The organism is Citrobacter sp. Marseille-Q5395, from assembly GCF_947057495.1.
GTDB classification, from domain to species: domain Bacteria; phylum Pseudomonadota; class Gammaproteobacteria; order Enterobacterales; family Enterobacteriaceae; genus Citrobacter; species Citrobacter murliniae.
The window spans coordinates 1-1,234 of record NZ_CAMSEL010000051.1 but is presented as its reverse complement, the minus strand read 5'-3'; the positions used below and the strand labels follow the sequence as shown (position 1 = coordinate 1,234).

General features: G+C 55.9%; 1 protein-coding gene. It reads right to left on the bottom strand.

All coding sequences use genetic code 11. From position 1 onward, the window contains the following. The coding region (locus OH663_RS25700; RefSeq protein ID WP_200013374.1) for a phage tail sheath subtilisin-like domain-containing protein at positions 1 to 1,037 on the bottom strand (1,037 nt) is incomplete at its 3' end. Between the last annotated feature and the right edge of the window lie 197 nt (positions 1,038 to 1,234).

Sequence of the window (1,234 nt, the reverse complement as noted above, 5' to 3'; positions counted from 1 at the left end):
TCATCCCCGAGGATAAATTCATCGATCTGCTCAACACCGAGGATGTTGTTGATGTCCTGGTTCGACTTGCTCCACCACCAGCCTTTTTCAAAGTCGATGCGGGCGCGTAACCCGGCAGCAAACGCAGAGTAAGGCCGATAAACCAGCTGGCCATCTGCATCGCTTGCCTGGACCCGCGGGCGCAACAGTTCAGTTCGTGCGCCATAGGACTGGCGACGCTGTACCACTTCCTGCAGCGTCGCACCGGAGGCGCAGTCAACATATGCAACGGCGCGCAATTTCCCGGCCACGGTTTCCAGCCCCTTACCAACCGCATCGTCCTCACTGAATCCCGGTGCAATCACAATACGCGGCTGGTACGTGGTAACAGATTTCGCTGAAGACAGGGTGCCGATCCCCTTCAGTACCGCAGCGCGTCGTTTTGCCACATCGTTTTCATCTGCCACACGCACCACCACCGTCAGCGCATTACGCTGATCGTTAATGTCTGTCAGTGCCTGTTTCAGCGTACCTTTTTCACCCAGGCGGGATAACAGCGTGGTGCCGACGACCGCCACCGGCGTATTGAGTGGAAAGGGTTCATCTTCACCCCCCGCTAATTGCAGGCTGAAGGGCTGGACAATCCCGTCACCGCGCCCGCTCGCACTGACTTTTGCGCCATCAACACCACCGACAGCCTCAGCAACGTCTCCGGGTTTAGCCGTGATAACACCGTGTTCATCACAACCCAGCGTGATTTTCAGTGTCAGCGATTCAGGATCCCAGCTTGCTGACGTCACAACCGCAGCAGGATTTTCGGCTGCCGGCTGTCCGGCCAGCGCAGCGACATTGATGACATTGCCTTCCCGCCCCTTAATGGTTGCAGTGAAGTCGATAACGTTATCGAGAATGGGGGTACCGGATGATCCCGATGCGGCTGTTCCCCCAGACGCATCAGGTGCCGTTCCCACCAGGCCGATAATGGCGGTCTGAATCGTGGTAACCGCCACCGTACCCGAGGTGAGTTCAATAGTTTCAACGCCATGTAACTGAGACATGTTTTTTCTCCAGGCATAAAAAAACCTGCCGCAGCAGGTCACATTTTCTGATTAGGTTTATCGGTGAGCCCGCCGCTGTCGCCGCGGTGATCGTGGTTGTTAAAGACTTCACGTATCTTGCTCATGCTGCCGGATTTATCCGTTATCTCCTTTGACGCCCCGATATTCCCTGCAACCGACGTGTCAGCATTAATCTG